The sequence below is a fragment of the Glycomyces sp. NPDC021274 genome, from assembly GCF_040641195.1.
In the GTDB taxonomy this organism is placed as follows: Bacteria; Actinomycetota; Actinomycetes; order Mycobacteriales; family Micromonosporaceae; genus Glycomyces.
On sequence record NZ_JBFADC010000010.1, the window covers coordinates 101,858 to 118,459 of the forward strand.

Annotated in this window: 14 protein-coding genes; 9 read left to right on the top strand and 5 right to left on the bottom strand. The window is 70.4% G+C overall.

Going from position 1 to position 16,602, the window contains the following annotated elements:
* The first annotated feature begins 6 nt into the window (after positions 1-6).
* From AB0I03_RS20425 to AB0I03_RS20450, 6 genes are all read left to right on the top strand, one after another.
* Positions 7-957 (top strand): cysteine synthase, encoded by a 951-nt coding sequence (locus AB0I03_RS20425; RefSeq protein WP_360415110.1) that lies wholly within the window; start codon positions 7-9, stop codon positions 955-957.
* A 415-nt stretch (positions 958-1,372) separates the two neighbouring features.
* Positions 1,373-1,849 (top strand): hypothetical protein, encoded by a 477-nt coding sequence (locus AB0I03_RS20430; RefSeq protein ID WP_360415112.1) that lies wholly within the window; start codon positions 1,373-1,375, stop codon positions 1,847-1,849.
* Between the two features lie 135 nt (positions 1,850-1,984).
* Positions 1,985-2,788 carry a glutamate racemase gene (murI, locus tag AB0I03_RS20435; protein ID WP_270121045.1) on the top strand — a complete coding sequence of 268 codons (804 nt, stop codon included), beginning with the start codon at positions 1,985-1,987 and terminating at the stop codon, positions 2,786-2,788.
* A gap of 6 nt (positions 2,789-2,794) precedes the next feature.
* Positions 2,795-3,553, top strand: a complete 759-nt coding sequence (locus AB0I03_RS20440; RefSeq protein ID WP_360415114.1) for an MBL fold metallo-hydrolase — start codon at positions 2,795-2,797, stop codon at positions 3,551-3,553.
* A 69-nt stretch (positions 3,554-3,622) separates the two neighbouring features.
* Entirely contained in the window at positions 3,623-5,428 is a 1,806-nt protein-coding gene (locus tag AB0I03_RS20445; protein ID WP_360415116.1) for a hypothetical protein, read from the top strand.
* 93 nt (positions 5,429-5,521) lie between these two features.
* Positions 5,522-6,709: a deoxyguanosinetriphosphate triphosphohydrolase gene (locus tag AB0I03_RS20450; protein WP_360415361.1), complete on the top strand. Its 1,188-nt coding sequence runs from the start codon at positions 5,522-5,524 to the stop codon at positions 6,707-6,709.
* Positions 6,710-6,812: 103 nt separating this feature from the next.
* On the opposite strand, the gene trmB is transcribed toward AB0I03_RS20450, so the two are convergent.
* Both trmB and AB0I03_RS20460 read right to left on the bottom strand, forming a co-directional pair.
* The gene (trmB, locus tag AB0I03_RS20455) at positions 6,813-7,502 is read right to left on the bottom strand and encodes a tRNA (guanosine(46)-N7)-methyltransferase TrmB (RefSeq protein WP_360415118.1); all 690 of its coding nucleotides are present in this window, start codon (positions 7,500-7,502) and stop codon (positions 6,813-6,815) included.
* A gap of 56 nt (positions 7,503-7,558) precedes the next feature.
* Positions 7,559-8,386 carry a hypothetical protein gene (locus AB0I03_RS20460; RefSeq protein WP_360415119.1) on the bottom strand — a complete coding sequence of 276 codons (828 nt, stop codon included), beginning with the start codon at positions 8,384-8,386 and terminating at the stop codon, positions 7,559-7,561.
* A gap of 379 nt (positions 8,387-8,765) precedes the next feature.
* On the opposite strand from AB0I03_RS20460, the gene AB0I03_RS20465 reads away from it, so the two are divergent.
* The gene (locus AB0I03_RS20465; protein WP_360415121.1) at positions 8,766-11,525 is read left to right on the top strand and encodes a sigma-70 family RNA polymerase sigma factor; all 2,760 of its coding nucleotides are present in this window, start codon (positions 8,766-8,768) and stop codon (positions 11,523-11,525) included.
* A 94-nt stretch (positions 11,526-11,619) separates the two neighbouring features.
* Positions 11,620-12,147 (top strand): GtrA family protein, encoded by a 528-nt coding sequence (locus AB0I03_RS20470; protein WP_360415123.1) that lies wholly within the window; start codon positions 11,620-11,622, stop codon positions 12,145-12,147.
* Between the two features lie 52 nt (positions 12,148-12,199).
* On the opposite strand, the gene AB0I03_RS20475 is transcribed toward AB0I03_RS20470, so the two are convergent.
* The 3 genes from AB0I03_RS20475 to AB0I03_RS20485 form a co-directional block, all read right to left on the bottom strand.
* Positions 12,200-12,724, bottom strand: a complete 525-nt coding sequence (locus AB0I03_RS20475) for a PH domain-containing protein (RefSeq protein ID WP_360415125.1) — start codon at positions 12,722-12,724, stop codon at positions 12,200-12,202.
* Positions 12,725-12,917: 193 nt separating this feature from the next.
* Complete coding sequence (locus AB0I03_RS20480; protein ID WP_360415127.1) at positions 12,918-13,907, bottom strand: hypothetical protein; 990 nt, start codon at positions 13,905-13,907, stop codon at positions 12,918-12,920.
* Between the two features lie 58 nt (positions 13,908-13,965).
* Positions 13,966-14,763, bottom strand: coding sequence for a biotin--[acetyl-CoA-carboxylase] ligase (locus AB0I03_RS20485; RefSeq protein WP_360415129.1), 798 nt, complete (start codon positions 14,761-14,763; stop codon positions 13,966-13,968).
* Positions 14,764-14,796: 33 nt separating this feature from the next.
* Between AB0I03_RS20485 and AB0I03_RS20490 the strand changes: the two genes are divergently transcribed.
* Positions 14,797-16,380, top strand: coding sequence for an acyl-CoA carboxylase subunit beta (locus AB0I03_RS20490; RefSeq protein ID WP_360415363.1), 1,584 nt, complete (start codon positions 14,797-14,799; stop codon positions 16,378-16,380).
* Positions 16,381-16,602 lie beyond the last annotated feature (222 nt).

Here is a 16,602-nt window from a genome sequence, read left to right on the forward strand (position 1 = left end):
CTGGCCGTGGCACGCTTCACGGACATCACCGCGACGCTCGGCGACACGCCGCTCGTCGGACTCCCGCGGCTCTCGCCCTCGCCGGACATCCGGCTGTGGGTGAAGCTCGAGGGCGCCAACCCGACCGGCTCGGTCAAGGACCGGGTGGCCGCCAAGATGATCGAGGCCGCCGAAGACGACGGCCTGCTCAAGCCGGGCGCGACGATCCTCGAACCGACCTCGGGCAACACCGGCATCGCCGTGGCGATGCTGGCGCGGCGCAAGGGCTACAAGCTCATCGCCGTCATGCCCGAGAACACCTCGCTGGAGCGGCGGCAGCTGCTGACCGCGTTCGGCGCGGAGATCGTGTTCTCGCCGGCCGCGGGCGGCTCGAACGCGGCCGTCGCGAAAGCCCGGCTCATGGCGGCCGAGCGTCCTGACCTGGTGATGCTCAACCAGTACGCGAACCCGGCGAACGCCGCCGCGCACTACGAGGGCACCGGGCCCGAGCTGCTGCGCGACCTGCCCGAGATCACGCACTTCGTGGCCGGGCTCGGCACGACCGCGACGCTCATGGGCGTCGGCCGGTACCTGCGCGAGCGGGCGCCGGGTGTGCAGGTCGTCGCGGCCGAGCCGCGGTACGGCGAGCTCGTGTACGGGCTGCGCAACCTCGACGAGGGGTTCGTGCCGGAGCTGTACGACGAGAAGGTGCTCGACCGGCGGCTGTCGGTGGGCACCGAGGACGCGCTGCGCCGGACTCGCGAGATCCTGAGTGAGGAAGGCCTGTTCGTCGGCCTCTCGACTGGCGCGGTCCTGCACGCGGGGCTCGCGCTGGCACGCGAGGCCGCGAAGGCGGGGAGTACCGCGGACATCGCGATGCTCGTCGCCGACGGCGGCTGGAAGTACCTGTCGACGGGCGCGTACTCGGACGGACTGGACGACGCCGCGAACGCCCTCGACGGCCAGGTCTGGGCCTAGGGGCTGTCCCAGGGTTGTTCCAGCGAGACGGAGCAGCAACAAAGTGAACGAGGGCCGGACTCGCGCGAGAGCGCGGGTCCGGCCCTTCCGTTTGCGCTGGTCCGGTGGGACGGTCCGGCCCCCGGGGTCGGGTGTGTCGGACGCGAACGCCCCCAATGACAAGGGTCGCGCGCGGGTACGACATGACGCTCGGATGCTTCCCGGATCTGAGCTCGAGGCCACCGAAGGCGAGGGCGCTCGCGCTGATCCCGCTCCCGAGGTCGGGTGTTTCGGTCGTGAACGCCCCGATCACAGCGCGCGGGTACGACACTGCTCTCGGGCCGGCCTCGTGGCCCTGTTTCCGTTTTGCGAGGTCTGCGCCGCACCGCCGCGGTGCGATCCTGAGGCGTCCTCAGTGGCTTGCTAGCCTGGCCGCATGAGTCCCGCCGGCAAACTCAAGCTGCCTTCCGTCTCGATCCGCAAGCCGAGCGGCCCGCCACGGCAGGGCAAAGCTCCGGAAGGCGCGGCCTCGGACAACGCTTGGGGGAGCACCCCGGTGCCGCGCGTGCAGGCGTCCGCACTCGGCAGCATCCAAAGCGGCATCACAGCCGCGAAGGACCCCACGCCGCTGCGCCCCGAGAAGCCCGCAGTGCGCCTGCGCCGCCTCGCCGGCGTCGCCTCGTGGGCGCTCGTGCTGGTCCTCGCGGGGGTCGCGACCGCGGTCGTGGGCCTCTTCCGCATCTTCGGCGAGAGCCCCGCCTGGTTCACGCCCGCGTTCATCACCTGCGGCGTGATCGGCATGCTCCTGGCGATGATGGCCTTCGCGACGCTGCGCTTCAAGGGCGTGCCCTGGATGTTCATGGCCGCCTCCACGATCACCCTCTTCGCCGCGTTCGTGATGCTGCGCGCCTAGGACAGGCCTTAGCACTCCGGTTCTCGACACACGAGCGAACACCGTTCTTGTGGCGATCGCCACCCTGTCATTTTGGCGACATTCCCGTGACGAGCAGGGGCGTTCCAGGCCCGTTTGGACGTACGCTCGGAGCCCATGAACGACGCGCCCATCGGGATCTTCGACTCCGGTGTCGGAGGCCTGACCGTCGCCCGATCGATCAGCGAACTGCTGCCCGCCGAGCAACTGGTCTACGTCGGCGACACCGCCCACGTCCCGTACGGTCCCAGGCCCATCGCCGAGGTCCGCAAGCTGTCACTCGACGTCTGCGACCACCTGGTCGAACAGGAGGTCAAGGCGCTCGTGATCGCCTGCAACTCCGCATCGGCGGCGAGCCTGGCCGACATCCGCGACCGCTACGACATCCCTGTCGTCGAGGTCATCCGGCCCGCCGTCCGCCGCGCCGTCGCCACGACGCGCACCGGCCGGGTCGGGGTCATCGGGACGGTTTCGACGATCTCCTCGGGTGCGTACCTGGACGCGTTCAACGCCGTCCCGGACGTCAAGGCGACCGCGGTCGCCTGCCCGGCGTTCGTCGATTTCGTGGAACGCGGTGTGACAACCGGCCGACAGCTCCTGGGCCTCGCCCAGGGGTACCTTGAGCCGCTACAGCAGTCGGACGTCGACACGGTCGTGTTGGGCTGCACCCACTATCCGCTGCTGTCGGGACTCATAGGACTGGTGATGGGAGAGGACGTGACACTGGTGAACTCCGCGAGCGAGAGCGCGCGCGAACTCTACCGCGTGCTCACCGACCACGACCTCCTGGCCGCCCGCACCGACACCCCCGAGCACCGGTTCCTCGCGACCGGCGACCCGGAGGCCTTCACCAGGACCGCGCGGCGGTTCCTGGGGAACCTGTTCCCGAACGCGGCGGCGGCCGTACTGGACAAGGTGTGATCTGCCATGAAACTGACGGTTATCGGCTGCGCCGGCTCGTTCCCGGCACCCGACACCCCCTGCTCGGCCTACCTGGTCGAAGCGGGCGGCTACCGGCTGCTCATCGACTTCGGCACCGGTTCCCTAGGTGAGCTGCAGAAACACCTCGACCCGCACCTGATCGACGCGGTCATCGTCACCCACCTGCACGCCGACCACTTCTTCGACGCCTGCGCGTACGCCGTGATGCGCCGCTACGCCGCGAACGCGCCGAAGCACCCGCTGCCGCTCTACGGTCCCACCGGCGTCGCCGACCGCATCGTCGCCGCGTACGGCGGCCAGGGCGAGCTGTGCAGCCCGAACATGCGCGACGTCTACGACTTCCGCGAGCTCCAGTCCGGCACGTTCGACCTGGGCCCGCTCACCGTCACCGTCGACCGCGTCGCCCACCCCGTGGAGACCTACGGCCTCCGCGTGGAGCACGCCGGGTCCTCCCTCGCGTACACCTCCGACTCCGGCCCGTGCCAGGCGCTCGAGGCGCTCGCCACGCATTGCGACGTGCTCCTCGCCGAAGCCTCCTACCTGGAGGGCCGCGAGAACCCGAAGGACGTGCACCTCACTGGCAAGGAAGCGGGGGAGTACGCCACGAAGTCCGGGGCCGCCCGCCTGCTCCTCACCCACCTGGTCGAGCCCTGGAACTCCAAGGAGCAGACCCTCACCGAGGCCCGCGCCGCCTACACCGGACCCGTCGAGGTCGTCCGCCCCGGCCAGGTCTACGAGTTCTGACCGGCCACCGCATCGCATTTGGCACGTTCCCGGGATTCGGTTGTTGCACAGGGGCCGTAGCGTCGAAGGATGTCGAGCGATGCCAGCCCCCAGCCGTACCCCGGCGACCCCAACCAGCCGCCTCCGGGCAGCCCGTACGGCGCTGCCGGGCCGCCGCCGGGCGCGTACCAGCCCCCGCAGGGCGCCTACCCGCAGCAGCCTCAGCCCTATGTGGAGCAAGGCGTTCCGCAGCAGCAGCCCGGGGCGTACGTCCCGCCCGGCGCGTACACGCCGGTCCCCGTGCAGGGCGTCCGGAGCCCGCGCGGGCGCGGCCCCAAGGTCGCCGTCGCCGCGATCCTCTCCGTCGTGCTCCTCGCCGCCGTCGGCGCGGTCGTCCTCTTCAAGTTCGTCCTGAACCAGGGCCCCGACCCCGCCGAGAGCTTCCCCGCGACCGCGACCATGTACGTCGAGCTCAACCTCGACCCCTCCTTCGACCAGACCCCGAAGCTCCTCGAGCACCTCCAGAAGTTCGAGGACCTCGAGGACTACGACGACACGAACGAGCTCATCGACGGCTTCGTCGAGGAGTCCGGCATCGAAGGCGTCGACGCCGACGAGGACATCAACTCCTGGCTCGGGCGCCGCCACGGTCTCGCCACCTGGGAGCACGACGGCCAGACCTACGCCGTCCTGAGCCTCGCCAGCACCGACGCGGGCGCCGCCGAAGACGGCATGGCCCAGATCCGCGGCGCCGCGGGCGCCGAAGACGAGACGTTCGCCTACAGCGTCGAGGACGACCACGTCCTCGTCGTCATCGGCGAGACCGGCGCGGCCGACGCCCTCGCCGCCGCCGAGACCGAGGCCTCCGACCAGCCCCTCGCCGAATCCGACCAGTACAGCGAGGCCCGCAGCTGGCTCGACGAGGACCAGCTCCTCGTCCACTGGGTCGACATGGAAGCCGTCGGCGACCTCGCCGAGATGACCTACGGCACCGAGAGCGACGCCGTCAAGGACCTCTACTCCGGCCACGTCATCTACGGCTTCTCCGCCTTCGACCAGGGATTCCAGGTCACCTACCGGATGTTCGGCGACGCCGACCACCTCTGGTCCGGCACTGACGGACTCGTGGAGACCGCAGGCGACCTGCCCGCCTCCGACGTCGCCGTCACCGCCTACGTCCCCGAGAACATCGACGAGATCACCCAGGGCTGGCTCGGCTTCTTCGAGGAGTTCTACGGCGTCGACACCGCCGAGTCGGGACCGGTCGAAGCCCCGCTCACCGACGCCGAGTACACCGAGTACATGGAGCTCGACGCCCAGTACTGGGCCGACACCCTCGCCCCCGAGGACGAGGACCGCTACTACGAGCTCGACGCCCGCTACTGGGCCGCCGGCACCGAGGACGAACCGCACGCCGAGGAGACCTACGGCCCCGACTTCGGTGAGATGGAGACCGCCGTCGGCGACTTCGCCGGCCTCCTCGCCGGCGCCACCCTCAGCGGCGGCGGCAACTTCGGCGACGACGAGTTCGACGTCGAATCGCTCCACTTCGCCGCCCACCTCGCCGACGAGCGCGCCCAGGAACTCCAGGACCTCATCACGACCTGGAGCGAAGGCGAGCCCCTCCCCGACGGCGTCGAAGTGGACGGTTCCGAACTCAGCTACGCCGGCCCCGCCACCGCCGACGGCACCCTCGGCGAAGACGACCGCTTCAGCGACTTCGCCGCCAACACGCCCGCCAAGTGCTCCGTCGTCGCCTGGGTCGACCTGGCCCGCGCCGGCGAGGAGTACCCGAGCGACTTCGAAGGCCTCGAACCGCTCTCGGCCTTCGCCTGGGCCCACGGCGCCGAAGACGGCGACGGCACCGGCGTCATGCGCCTCTACCTGAAGGATTAACGCCCGTTGAACGGGATCGGCCGCGCTACGCTCGATGGCGTGACCGATCCCGTTCTCCGTACCCTCCAGGCGGGCTGGCCCGCCGAGGAGCGGCTGGTCGCGGAGCCGGACTCGTTCCGCACCCCGTTCCAGCGGGACCGCGCCCGCATCCTCCACTCGGCCGGGTTCCGCCGCCTCGCTGACAAGACCCAGGTCCACACGGCCGGCACCGACGACTTCCTGCGCACCCGCCTCACCCACTCCCTCGAGGTCGCCCAGATCTCCCGCGAGATGGGCCAGGCCCTCGGCTGCGATCCTGACGTCGTCGACGTGGCCGGCCTCGCCCACGACCTCGGCCACCCGCCCTTCGGGCACAACGGCGAAGACGCCCTCCACGAGGTCGCCGGGCCCTGCGGCGGTTTCGAGGGCAACGCCCAGACCCTCCGCGTCCTCGCCCGCCTCGAAGCGAAGGTGCTCGACGGCGACGGCCGCTCCGCGGGCCTCAACCTCACCCGCGCTTCGCTCGACGCGACCTGCAAGTACCCGTGGACCGCCCGCGAGGGCGTGCGGAAGTTCGGCGTCTACGAGGACGACCGGCACGTCTTCGAATGGCTCCGCGGCGGCGCCCCCGAAGGGGTCAAATGCCTTGAGGCCCAGGTCATGGACTGGTCCGACGACGTGGCGTACTCCGTGCACGACGTCGAGGACGGCCTCCACGGCGGCTACATCAACCTCGCGAAGCTCATGCACGACACCGATGAGCAGGCCCGGGTCTGCGAGGCCGTCGTCGGCCGCTACTCGGACGAATCCCCTGCGGTGCTGGGGGAAGCGCTCCGGGAGCTCCTGGCGGATCCCGTCCTGGCGGGCATCCACGACTACGACGGCTCGTTCGGCGCGATGGTCGCGGTCAAGAACTTCACCTCGACGATGGTGGGCCGCTTCGTGAACGCCGCGGCGAAGGCCACCAGGGACCAGTTCGGCGACGGCCGGTTCCAACGCTACGACGCCGACCTCGTGGTCCCCGAACGCGAACGCGTCCAGTGCGCGCTCCTCAAAGGCATCGCCTGGTGCTACGTGATGCGCCCCCGCAGCGACGAGGCCTGGTACACCCGCCAGCGCGAGATCCTCCACGACCTCGTGGCCCTGTTCTGCGACCGCGGTGCGGACGCCATGGAACCGATGTTCGCCGAACTCTGGCACCGGACATCGGACGACGCCGCAAGGCTCCGCGTCGCCATCGACCAGGTCGCGTCCCTCACCGACGCCTCAGCAGAAGCCTGGCACCAGCGCCTCACGGCCTGACCGCGAGCAAATTGTTCGACCTGGCGTTCCTCCCGCCCTGTCTGAACCGTGCCGTGCGCGCCTCGACGATCAAGAGCTGCGCGGCTTCTGTTGTTCTCGGACCCTAGCGCTTGCGGAAGACCAGGTCGAAGATGTCGCGGTCGGCCTTCACACCGCGGCGCTCGAACTTCGTGACGGGGCGGTGGTCGGGGCGCGGGGCGAAGCCTTCGGCGGTGTTCTCGTACGCCTCGTCTGCCGTGAGGACTTCGAGCATCTGCTCCGCGTAGTCGGCGATGTCCGTGGCGCAGTGCAGGACTCCGCCCGGGCGCAGGAGCCCCGCCATCGTCTTGACGTGCTCGGCCTGGATGATGCGGCGCTTGTGGTGGCGCTTCTTCGGCCACGGGTCGGGGAAGTACACCCGGATCTCGTCCAGCGACTCCGGTGCGATGCCCTTCCACAGCAGCGGCAGGGCGTCGCCCTGGTAGATGCGCAGGTTCGTGAGGCCGCGGGCTTCGGCGCGGTCCATGAGGTCGGCGATGCCCTGCGGGTAGACCTCGACGGCGAGGAGGTCGCGGTCCCGGTCGGCGTCGGCCATCGCGGCGGCGGCCTCGCCGTTGCCCGAGCCGATCTCGAGGATCACGGGGGCCGTGCGGCCGAAGAGCTCGGCGAAGTCCAGGCGGCCCTCGTCGGGCTTCCAGTCCAGGCCGTAGCGCGGCCACAGGCGCGCGAAGGCCTCGTCGTGGCGGGGCTTGTTGCGTCCTTGACGGAAGTTGAACGTCAGGATGTGGCGGTGCTGCGATTCCTCATCAGGCATAACCGGGCAAGTTTAGCCGCAAGCCGGATGTGCGCTGCTTCATGAACGGCGCGACCTCAGCGTTCGAGCTTCGCCGGCGCCTCGTAGGAGCGCCCGCGCACGCCCGCGGGGCCGTCAGGGCGGCGCGGGTCGGGACGCGGCGGCGGCGAGGCCTCCTCGCCGAGCGAGCCGTTCTCGAACAGGAACGACTCGCGGGGGCCGGGCTCCTCGTCGTCATCGTCGCCGTCGGGCTGCTCGGGCACGTAGGTGGGCGGGCCGACCTCGTCGTGCTCGGGTTCGGCCGTGATCATGGCCTTGGGCCGGCGGCCCGCGCGGCGCAGGCGCTTGGCTCGGTCGCGCAGGAAGTAGACGTAGCCGCCGAGTGCGGCGGCGGAGAGGCCCGCACCGATCCAGAAGCCGGGGCCGGCGATGGCGACGCCGGCGAGCTCGAGCACGGTGAGTGCGATGAGCACGTAGAGGATGCGGCGGTGGCGCCGCCGCCACCATTCGGCGCGCATCCGCCGAAGCCTGGCCTGCTCGTGCATCTCGGGGTCCTCGCCGGTGTACGACTCGTCGGTCTCCAACCGTACCGAGTCGCCGCGGCGCGTGCCGCGCCGCTCCCACCCGCGTGAGTTCGATTGCGCCGGAAGGCCTTGGCCGTCGAGGAGTTCGTCGAGGGAGTCGTCCTGTTCGGGTCGGCCCTCCGCGTGCTCCAGCTCCAGCTCGGCGGTGTCGTGGGAGGTGGGCCGGGTGGGTCGGTGGCCTTCGCGGTCGAGGACGCGGGCGTCGGACGAGGCCCGGTCGGCGATCATGCGCTCGTCGGGGTCGTACCGGCGCACCAGCGCCGGGGTGAGGGCGAGCAGGGCGGTGGCGGCGAGGAGTGCGAGTAGGACCGATGCGGGCATCGTTCACCTCCCTTGCGTCGAAGTCGGCCGGGAATGCGTTAGCAAACTGTACGCAATGGCCTGACGCATTTCCGACAGTTGCCGGGAACCATGACGGGAAGTCCCAATACGATCACACCTGGTCACAATCACATCACAATTCACGGCTATGGCGGGTTTTTGCCCTAAACTCGCTGCAATGTCCAGTTCGCCGGAAGCCTGCCCGAACGGCTGAACGGGCGCAACTCGAGACGTACTCGATCGTTAAGTCAAGGAAGGCTCGTGAAGGGGGACAACGAGTACACCTCCACTCGGCAGCGACAGTCCCCACCCGCGAGCAGACACCCGAGCCCCCCGATCGTACGAGCTCGGCGCAACCTGGAAGGAGCACCGGCGAACGATGCCCGAGACCGTCCCCGCCGGCGATCCCCGCCACCTGGACCCGGAACCCGGCGAGAACCCCGAGACCCGCTCCGATCCCGAACTCATCGCCGCCACCCGCGGCGGCGACACCACCGCCTACGCCGAGCTCTACGAGCGCCACGTCCACTCCGCGCGCCGCCTCGCCCGCATCCTCTCCCGCGACCCCGCCGGCGCCGACGACCTCGTCTCCGAGACCTTCGCGAAACTCCTCCACACCTTCCGCGAAGGCGGCGGCCCCGACCTGGCCTTCCGGCCCTACATGCTCCAGACGCTGCGCAACACCTTCTACGACCGGGTGCGCCGTGACAAGAAGGTCGAGTTCACCGACGACCTCACCGCGCACGACTCCGGCGAGATCTACGTCGACCCCGCCGTCGAGGGCCAGGAGCGCCGCTACGCCGCCCTCGCCTTCGGGAAGCTCCCCGAGCGCTGGCGGATGGTCCTGTGGCACACCGAGGTCGAGGAGGACTCTCCGGCCAAGATCGCCACCATGCTCGGCATGACCCCGAACGGGGTCTCCGCGCTCGCGTACCGCGCGCGCGAGAAGCTGCGCCAGAACTACCTGAGCGAGCACGCGGCGGACTCCCCGCGCGAGGAGTGCCGCTGGACCGTGGACCGGATCGGCGCGCGCGTGCGCGGCAAGCTCGGCGAGCGCGACGCCACTAAAGTGGACGACCACCTCGACTCGTGCGTCACCTGCAACCTGCTGTTCGCCGAGCTCACCGAGTTGAACTCGGGCCTGCGCGGCGTCATCGCCGTGATCTTCCTGGGCGGCGCGGCCGCGCCGTACCTGGCGGCGGGCGCGGTCTCGGCCGCGGGCATCGCGTTCGGTGGTGCGCTCGCGTACCTGTTCATGCCGTTCAAGGCGGTCGCGAACTGGATCCGCCGGATCGTGCAGCAGCTCGGCACGAAGGGCACGATCGCCACCAGCACCGCGGCGGCGGTGGTCGCCGTCGTCGCGATCGTCGTGCTCAGCGGTGAGGAGGAGCAGGAGCCGCAGGCCGCCCCCGAGGACCAGACCGTCGAAGTGACCCCGGATCCGGAACCCACCGCGCCCGGGCCGCAACCGCCCGACGAGGAGCCCGAGCCCGACCCGGAGGACCCGGACGACCCGGAGCCTGTACCCGAACCTGACGACGAAACCGCGCCGCCCGCTGCTGAGCCGGCCGCGTACGCGATCGAGCACGGCCTCGGCTCGAGCGGACTCGTGGCCGGCGGCGAGGCGATCCTCCCGATCCGACTCGCACCGCCCGGCGGCCGCGGCTACGCACCGGTCACCGAGCGGTCCCGGGACGGGCTCGAAGCGGACGGCAGTTCGACCGAAGCGTCTGGGGCGCAATCGGACATGGATACCGGCGAGCGACGCGGCGGCGGCTACGCGGCCCCCGTCGAGCGAAGCGAAGACGGTCTTACGGCAGAGTCCGAGCGAAGCGAAGACGGTCTGACGGCAGCGTTCGAGCGGGGCGATGAGGGTCGGGTGGCCGGCTCCGAGCGGAGCGACATTCGAGCCGCGTTCCTCGCGCGCGGAGAAGACGGTCAACACCGCCGAGCAGCGCTTTTCGCGCGCGACGACTACAGCGAGGCGGGTGCCGTGCGGCACGGGCAGGCCGCTGCCGAACGCGTCACGCTCGACATCACGATGCCCGCGGGCATCACGCTCGCCTCGGAGACCGCCGATCCGGGCTGGACGTGCGCGGAGGACGGCGCGGTCGTCCACTGCTCGATCGCGAGGATGCCGGACCCCGCTGAGGCCAACGTGCGGATCCTCATCGGCGAGGACGTGAGCGGCTATCAGACGTTCGAGGTCGCGGTGGAGGGCCCGGGCATCAGCGGCACCACCTCGCTGCAGGTGCCGATCGCGCCCGCGGGCAGCGAGGTCGGGTTCGCGAGCGTGGACGCCACGGGCGTCACCGCGGCCGGGAACACCTGGCTGACCTGCTCGGTCCCCGGCTGCCGGGAGGCGACGCGCGTCGGCGGCGGCGACCAGTGGCCGATGAAGGCGTACAAGAACGAGACCGCGCCCGCGGGGCGCGAAGGCGAGGCCGTCTCAGGGGCGGTGCTCGACGTGCCGGACGGCGCCGAAATTGCATGGGCCGGCCTGTACTGGGCCGGGGTCGAGGAGGGTCTGCCCGCGGAGGTCTCGCTCGCGGGGCCGGGCGGGTCCTGGACCGACCTCAGCGCCGCGGCGATGCGGGACATGAGCCAAGGGCAGCAGGCGTTCGTCGAGGTGACGGACCTGGTGTCGGGCGGCGGCCAGTACTGGGTCGCGACCGACAACCACCAGCTGCCGACCAGCGAATGCGACCACTGGCCGCTCGACCTCAGCGCCGAGTGCGCTGAACGGCGCTGGGCGGGCTGGTCGCTGACCGTGGTGTACGCCGAGCCGGGGGCGCCGGACACGGAGGTCGCGGTCTACGACGGGCCGCGCGCGGCGGACACCGAGATCGAGGTCGAGGACGGCGGCGAGATCCAGGTCGCGGCGACCCTCTGGGGCGGGTCCGGTTACCGCCGCGGCGACAATCTGAGCGCGGGCGGGCAGGGGCTCGGCGAGCCCGCGACCTGCCGCGCGCACGGAGCCGTCGAGAACCCGGACTGGTACGCGTTCGGCGTCGACGTGAACGTATTCCGGGTCGCCACCGGCGAGGACGCGGTGATCCGCTTCGAACGCGGCGACGACCCGTTCATCGTGGGCGTGGTCGCGGTCGCAGCGCCGGCGGGCGGCGAGGCTGCGGAGTAGGGCGGCGGTCGGCTCGGGCATGCGGACCCGCCGCGGCATCGGCGCGGAGCTCGGCGGTATCGCTCCCGCGTGGCTCCGGGTAGGCTGTGGCTTGATGTCAACCTCCATTGAGACCCCGCCGACCCCGGCCCGTCGCGGCTTCGCGGGTCTGTTCGTGCGCGCCGTCCACCTGGTGAAACGCCACGCGGCCGAGCTCATTCGCTTCGCCGGCGTCGGCGGTGTCGCCTACGTGATCGACATCGGGCTGTTCAACCTGATGTTCCTCGGCCTCGACTGGTCGTACTGGTACGCCAAGATCATCTCCGCCGTCATCGCGATGACCGTGGCCTTCTTCGGCAACCGGCACTGGACCTGGCGCGAGCGCCGCGGCAGCGCCGCCGCGCACCGCCAGTACGCCCTCTACTTCTTCTTCAACGGCATCGGCCTGCTCATCGCGCTCGCCTGCCTGTGGGCCAACTCCGGCCTCGCCCAGATCTGGCCGCAGTACTTCGACACCGACCTCGCGGTGAACATCGCCGCCAACATCGTCGGCGTCGGCCTCGGCTCGGTCTTCCGGTTCTTCGCGTACCGCACCTGGGTCTTCCGCCACACCCCCGAACTCGTTGAAGTCCGGGCCGGGTAACGCAGCAGGCCCGCGCCGAACGGCACGGGCCCTCTGGTCACGCCGCTTTGACTCAGGTGCCGTCGGCGGCGCCGGCACGACGCGAGCGGTCGTCCTCGGCCAGCTGGTACAGCAGCGCCTTGGTCTTGTCGACCTTCGGAACGTCGACCAGGTTGATCTCGCCGTCGTCAGAGGCCGAGTCGATGTTCATGTCACCGAACCCGAAGATCCGCTCCCAGACGTTCTGGGTGTACGACACGGTGTTCACGCGCGCCAGCGGGATGTGGCGGCTCTCGCGGGTCACGAGGCCTTCGCGCCACATGATGCGCTGGTCGGTGATCACGTAGTGGGTGGAGCGCCAGCGGATCCACGGCAGCACCGAGAGCCAGATGAGCAGCGCCAGGAAGAGCACGACCTCGGCGAGGACCAGCCACAGGGACCAGCTCTCGTCGATCCGGCTGGTGAACGTGATCGCGATGGCCGCGATGGCCAGGAAGACCACGAACCACAGGACCGGGGCGACGCCTTCCTTCCAGTGCGGGCGGGTGTGCAGTTTGACCACTTCACCGCGGGCGAGTTGATCGTCGGGATATCCCACTGCGGACCTCCAGGAGTGAGAACGGGCGGGGGCAGGACGCATTCACGGCCCGCAGGCTTCACCGAGGCTGCCATTCCGCGGCTCGCAAGTCGTGCCATGGGTACAAATACCAAAAGCACAGTACAACACCCAGGCATCGCGGTTCGTCCCACGATTCAGGCGAATCCCTGAACGCGTCCGCCGCTCGCGTTCGCTAAGGCACCCAACCGTTCTTCGCGGCGTGCCAGCCCAGCTGGATGCGGGTGTCCACGTCGGCCAGATCCATCAGCTCCCGCACCCGCCGCTGCACGGTCCGCAGGCCGATGCCGAGCTTGGAGGCGATGGACTGGTCCGTGAGCCCGGCGATCAAGAGTCCCAGCAGGACCGCGTCGTCCTCGTCGAGCCGCTGCGCGCTGCTCGCGGCCGTCGTCGCGGGGATGCCCGCCGACCACAACTGGTCGAACAGGGCGCCCGCGAGCTCCACGATGGAGCGGTTGCTCGTGACGATCGCCTTCGGGCGCCCGCCGCCCTCCTCCATGAGCGTGGTCTTGTCGTCCACGATGAGGAGCTTGAGCGGCAGCCGCTTCGCGAACCGCACCTCGTCGCCCGAGGCGAGCGCGTGGCGCAGGTAGTCCGAGTACGGGTCGATGTCGAGCACGGTGCGGTCGAAGAGGATGCGGTGGCAGACGCCGCGGGCTTGCAGGTCCTCGTGGAGGGCGGCTTCGGGCACGGGCAGGACCATGGGCGGGCGCACGAACGTGCGCAGGCGCTTCTCGGCGCCGGCCTTGAGCTGCCGCAGGCGGGAGCGGATCGCGACGGGGCCGGTCACGACCTCCCAGCTGCCCTGGTCGCGGCCGCCCGGGCCGGGGCCGGCGCGGTGGATCTCGAGGAGCTCGCGCAGGGCCTCGTACTCGCCGAGGACCTCGCCGAGCTGCGCGGCGATCCGTCCACCGAGGACGGTGTCGGGTCCGACGGCGCGGAAGCGGGAGTCGGCGACCATGGTGGCGAAGCCGTCCTCGACGAGGCGCATGAGGACGTCCCTGGTGCGGCCGGGTTCGAGCCCTGAGTCGGCCGCGAGCTGCGACACCGAACCGTCCGACTTGGACAGCAGGAGCCGGTAGAGCCCTTCGGCCTCGGGGTCCAGGCCCGTGGGGCCCGGAGGCCGGGCCTCGAAGGGTTCGCCGCCGTGCTCCTGGTCGGCCAATGCGGTGCTCCTTCGCTGCTGTGCTTCGCGGCTCCGTGCCGCCCGGGTTCTCGGGGCGCTAGCCCTGCGGCCGCAGGTGGACGATGTCGCCCGCGGCGATGGTCTCCACGGCGCCGTCGTCGGTGCGGACCTGCAGGCAGCCCTCCTCGTCGATGCCCGCCGCACGGCCGGTCAGGTTGCGGCCGTTCGGGAACGATACCGTCACATGGCGTCCGAGGGTCGCCGAATTCCGGCGCCACCGCTCGATCACGGACGCGGGCCCGCGCTCGTTCCAGGTCTCGTAGACGGCCGCGACGTGGGCGAGGAAGCCCGCGGCGATCTCGGTGCGGTCGAGCGTGGAGGCCCCGGCGAGGTGCAGCGAGGTGGCCTCGGGGACCGGCAGCTCCTCCTCGGTGAGGGAGACGTTGAGCCCGGCGCCGACGATCACGGCGCCGCCCTCGACCTGGGCGAGGATGCCGCAGACCTTGCGTCCGTCGATGAGGACGTCATTGGGCCACTTGAGCTTCGCGCTGACGCCGCACACGGCCTTGAGCGACTCCTCCAGGGCGACGGCGGTGAGGAGGCCCAGGGTGCCCCACTGCTCGCGCGGCACGGTGGGCCGCAGGAGGAACGACATGGTCAGGCCGGCGCGGGGCGGGCTCACCCATTGCCGGTCGAGGCGGCCGCGGCCGCGCGACTGCTCCTCGGCGATGAGGACCTTCCCCTGAGGAGCGCCGTGCTTCGCGGCGTCCGCCAGGTCCGCATTCGTCGAACCGGTGACTTGCACCACATCGAGTTCGGTCCAGAAGTCGGACTTCTCCGACAACAGCGACCAGAGCTCGTGCCGGTCCAGTGGCTTTCTCGTCGGTGTGCTCACGCACATAGCGTAGCCACAGGGAAGGCCGATACGATCCGAGTCGTGACCGACATCGACTTCCACACGACCGCCGGGCGGCTCACCGACCTGGCCGAGCGCCTCTCCGAAGCGGCCACCGGGAACCCCCGGGCGATCGAGAAGCAGCACGAGAAGGGCAAGCGCACCGCCCGCGAACGCCTCGAGCAGCTGCTCGACGAGGGGTCGTTCGTGGAACTGGACTCGCTGCGCCGCCACCACTCGACCAACTTCGGCATGGAGGCCAACCGGCCCTACGGCGACGGCGTCGTCACCGGCTACGGCACCATCGAGGGCCGCGAGGTCTGCGTGTTCGCGCAGGACTTCACCGTCCTCGGCGGCTCCCTCGGGCAGGTCTCGGGCGAGAAGATCACCAAGATCCAGGACCTCGCGCTGCGCACCGGCCGCCCGATCATCGGCATCTCCGACTCCGGCGGCGCCCGCATCCAGGAGGGCGTGGCCTCCCTCGGCGGCTACTCCGAGATCTTCTTCCGCAACGTGCGCGCCTCCGGCGTCATCCCGCAGATCTCGCTCATCATGGGCCCCTGCGCGGGCGGCGCCGTGTACTCCCCGGCGATCACCGACTTCACCGTCATGGTCGACCAGACCAGCCACATGTTCATCACCGGCCCCGACGTCGTCCGCGCCGTCACCGGCGAGGACGTCGGCATGGAGGAGCTCGGCGGCGCGCGCACCCACAACGCGGTCGCGGGCAACGCCCACTACCTGGCCTCGGACGAGACCGACGCGCTCGAGTACGTCAAGCACCTGCTCTCGTACCTGCCGTCGAACAACCTCGACGAGCCGCCCGCGTACGAGTCCAAGGACGTCGAACTCGACCTCACCGCCACGGACCTCGAACTCGACACCGTCATCCCCGACTCGGCGAACCAGCCTTACGACATGCACAAGGTCCTCGAATCGGTGCTCGACGACGGCGAGTTCCTGGAGACCCAGCCGCTGTTCGCGAAGAACATCATCACCGGCTTCGGCCGCCTCGACGGCAAGCCCGTCGGCGTCGTCGCCAACCAGCCCATGCACTTCGCCGGCTGCCTCGACATCGACGCCTCGGAGAAGGCCGCGCGGTTCATCCGCTTCTGCGACGCCTTCAACATCCCGATCATCTCGTTCGTCGACGTCCCGGGCTTCCTGCCCGGCACCTCGCAGGAGCACGACGGCATCATCCGCCGCGGCGCGAAGCTCATCTACGCGTACGCCGAGGCCACCGTCCCCAAGCTCACCGTCGTCACCCGCAAGGACTACGGCGGCGCGTACTGCGTCATGGGCTCCAAGGGCGTCGGCGCCGACCTCAACCTGGCGTGGCCGACCGCCGAGATCGCGGTCATGGGCTCGCAGGGCGCGGTCAACATCCTCTACCGGCGCGAACTCGCCAAAGCCGACGACGAGCAGGCCACCCGCGCCGAGCTCATGGCCGAGTACGAGGAGAAGCTGAACAACCCGTACGTCGCGGCCGAGCTCGGCTACATCGACGCGGTCATCCAGCCGCGCGAGACCCGCGCGATGCTCGTGCGCGGCCTGCGCATGAACGCCTCCAAGCGCGACGAGCTGCCCGCCAAGAAGCACGGCAACATCCCGCTGTAGCGGACACGGCGAGGGCGGCGGGGAGCCTGCCACGGCGAAGCTTGCGAGCCGTGAATGAGCACAGCCTCGCCGCCCTTTGCCGTTTCCTCTCACCGGAACGAGTGAACGCAGTCGGTGAGAGCCCCACGCGTCCGCCGCGCCGCCCGCGCCCGCTACCGGGCGAAACCGCTTTGCCACGAGAAGCGTCGCGCACCACTCCCATCCCTGGAGCCCGATCCGGGT